4 protein-coding genes are annotated in these 3,501 nt (G+C 39.3%); all 4 read left to right on the top strand.

Going from position 1 to position 3,501, the window contains the following annotated elements:
* Positions 1–992, top strand: a 992-nt coding sequence (gene icd, locus AC1DSB_RS16530; RefSeq protein WP_477587139.1) for an NADP-dependent isocitrate dehydrogenase, incomplete at its 5' end; no start/stop codon positions are given.
* A gap of 207 nt (positions 993–1,199) precedes the next feature.
* Positions 1,200–2,138, top strand: coding sequence for a malate dehydrogenase (gene mdh / locus AC1DSB_RS16525; protein WP_477531952.1), 939 nt, complete (start codon positions 1,200–1,202; stop codon positions 2,136–2,138).
* Positions 2,139–2,248: 110 nt separating this feature from the next.
* On the top strand, positions 2,249–2,725 hold the full coding sequence (locus AC1DSB_RS16520) for a MaoC/PaaZ C-terminal domain-containing protein (RefSeq protein ID WP_477531953.1): 477 nt from the start codon (positions 2,249–2,251) through the stop codon (positions 2,723–2,725).
* A gap of 54 nt (positions 2,726–2,779) precedes the next feature.
* Entirely contained in the window at positions 2,780–3,493 is a 714-nt protein-coding gene (locus tag AC1DSB_RS16515; protein ID WP_016426692.1) for a response regulator transcription factor, read from the top strand.
* The last annotated feature ends 8 nt before the right edge of the window (positions 3,494–3,501 follow it).

Below are 3,501 nucleotides of genomic sequence, written 5' to 3'. Positions count from 1 at the left end.
CTCTTACGACTCCGGTTGGCGGCGGTATTCGTTCTTTGAACGTTGCTTTGCGTCAAGAATTGGATTTATATACATGCCTACGTCCAGTTCGTTACTTCGACGGAGTACCTTCACCGGTTAAACGTCCTGAAGATACAGATATGGTTATTTTCCGTGAAAACACTGAAGATATCTATGCAGGTATCGAGTTTGCTAAAGGTTCTGATGAAGTGAAAAAAATCATCGAATTCTTACAAAATGAAATGGGTACAAAAAACATCCGTTTCCCTGAAACTTCTGGTATCGGGATCAAACCAGTGTCTGAAGAAGGAACTAAACGTTTGGTGCGTGCTGCATTAAACTACATCATCAAAGAAGGCCGCGAGTCATTAACACTTGTTCACAAAGGGAACATCATGAAGTTCACTGAAGGAGCTTTCAAAACTTGGGGCTATGAAGTGGCAGAACAAGAATTTGCTGATAAAACATTCACTTGGAATCAATACGATCAAATTAAAGCGGATCAAGGTACAGAAGCTGCGAACAAAGCACAAGAAGAAGCATTAGCTGCTGGTAAAATTCTTGTGAAAGATTCAATTGCTGATATCTTCCTACAACAAATCTTGACTCGTCCAAGCGAATTTGATGTTGTTGCAACAATGAACTTGAACGGTGACTACATTTCTGATGCACTAGCTGCACAAGTTGGTGGTATCGGTATCGCTCCAGGAGCAAACATTAACTATTTGACAGGTCATGCTATTTTCGAAGCGACTCATGGTACAGCTCCTAAATACGCTGGTCTTGATAAAGTAAACCCATCTTCAGTTATCCTTTCAGGTGTATTAATGCTTGAACACCTTGGCTGGAATGAAGCGGCTAAATTAGTTATGGACTCTATGGAAAAAACAATTTCTTCTAAAGTTGTAACTTACGACTTCGCTCGTTTAATGGATGGTGCAACTGAAGTTAAATGTTCTGAGTTCGCTGACGAATTAATCAAAAATCTTTAAGAGAAAAGTGTAGAAGCCTACTCAAGCTCGACACCGGCGCTAGACATCACGATTAGCGACTTCACTTAATCAATTGCATAGTAAAACACTATTTTTAGAAAGAGGGCCTCGGCCCTCTTTTTTATACAAAGCTATGTTATATAGTACTGTTGATTTTTAATCATTAGTTTCATTTAATAAAGCTTTATACAAAAGGAGAGTTTTCTGATGACATTGAAACGTAAAAAGATTTCAGTAATCGGTTCTGGATTTACAGGTGCGACAACAGCATTCCTATTAGCTCAAAAAGAACTAGGAGACGTTGTAATAGTTGATATTCCACAAATGGAAAACCCAACTAAAGGGAAAGCGTTAGATATGTTGGAAGCTGGTCCTGTTCAAGGATTTGATGCAAACATTATCGGCACTTCTAGCTATGAAGATACGAAAGACTCAGATATCGTTATCATCACCGCTGGAATTGCTCGTAAGCCTGGCATGAGCCGTGACGATTTGGTCCAAACAAACCAAAAAGTCATGAAAATTGTTACGGGTGAAATCATTAAACATTCTCCAAACACAACGATTATTGTATTAACTAATCCAGTTGATGCAATGACTTACACAGTATACAAAGAATCTGGGTTCCCTAAAGAGCGTGTTATTGGCCAATCTGGAGTACTCGATTCAGCACGTTTCCGTACTTTCGTTGCTCAAGAATTAAACTTGTCCGTTAAAGACATCACAGGTTTCGTTCTTGGTGGCCACGGTGACGATATGGTACCATTGGTACGCTACTCATATGCTGGAGGAATTCCATTGGAAACATTGATTCCTGCAGATCGTTTGGCTGAAATAGTGGAACGCACGCGTAAAGGTGGAGCAGAAATCGTAAACCTTCTTGGAAACGGTTCTGCATACTACGCACCCGCTGCTGCTATAGTTGAAATGGCTGAAGCAATCCTGAAAGATCAACGTCGTGTATTGCCATCAATCGCTTATCTGGAAGGTGAATATGGTTTAGAAGGTATTTACCTTGGCGTTCCGACAATTTTAGGTGCTGGTGGAATTGAACAGATTATCGAACTTGATTTAACAGCATCTGAAAAAGCTGAGTTGGAAAAATCAGCTGCTTCAGTACGTAACGTTATGGAAATTCTTGTGTAATTAACGAAAAGCTTCGGATAAGAATCGAGCGGGATTTCCCCGCTCGATTTTTTTGGTAGGTATTGATACTATGTTAATGTAGAGATAACAGGAACAGAGGGGGACATCACATGTTATTGGGGAAAAAACGTAAACTCGGCAGAAAAGTAGAAGAAATGTCAGTTGGAGAAAAATTAAAGCTGACTGAAAAGATCGAAGATAAAGATTTACTATTATATTTAGGATTAACGAACGATGGGAATCCATTGTATATCCAACATGATTTCGCTTCACAAACGGTTTTTGAAAAACCGATAGTACCTGCTATTATGCTGACGGGCATTGTTACTTCAGCCGTTTCAAAGTATTTGCCTGGTCCAGGATCACATATCGTAGAACAGCATTTAGCTTTTCCAAAACCGGTATACCATTACGCAACAATTGATTTCTTACTTCAAGTGATTTCTGTGAATGTCGAAAAAAACTTAGTTGAAATTGAAGTAACTGCAACAAATGAAGATGGTGAGACAGTGATTGAAGGCAAAATTACGTCTACCCCTCCACGTTTGGAAAACAAATTAACAGCACAATCAATGGATAATTTCTAGAGAGCTCTTTCGGTTTAAGATGGGGGTTTTAAATCGAAGGTGGAGGGCAAAAACATGTCAAAGAAAATTCTCGTAGTAGATGATGAAAGTTCAATCGCAACTTTACTTCAATATAATTTGGAACAAGCAGGTTTTGTTGTTGAGACGGCGAGTGATGGCCAAGAAGGTTATGATGCTGTTTTAGAAAAAAAGCCGGATTTAATTATACTTGATCTTATGTTGCCCAAAATGGATGGCATGGAAGTTTGCAAAGCCTTGCGTCTTCAAAAAATCAATACGCCCATCATCATGCTAACAGCAAAAGATGATGAGTTTGATAAAGTGCTGGGTCTTGAATTGGGTGCGGATGACTATATGACCAAACCATTTAGTCCGAGAGAAGTAACAGCACGTGTCAAAGCAGTCTTAAGGAGATTTACTGCTTCAGTTGATGAAACGTCGCAAAAAGGAAATGACCAAGGTTTTGAATTTGGTCCATTACGTGTGTATCCCGAACGTTTTGAAGTATTTTTAAGTGAGGATACTTTGGACTTTACTCCGAAAGAATTTGAACTGCTTGTATATCTCATGGAAAACAAAAATCGAGTGCTGACACGTGACCAATTGTTAAGTGCCGTCTGGAATTATGATTTTGCAGGCGACACTCGCATCGTTGACGTTCACATCAGTCATTTACGGGATAAAATTGAAGACAACAGCCGTAAACCTATATTTATTAAAACCATTAGGGGACTGGGGTATAAATTTGAGGAGCCAAAAACGGTATGAATTCCCTC

It is taken from the genome of Paenisporosarcina sp. P4_E4_2 (assembly GCF_056401595.1).
This window is presented reverse-complemented; position numbering and strand designations above follow the sequence as displayed.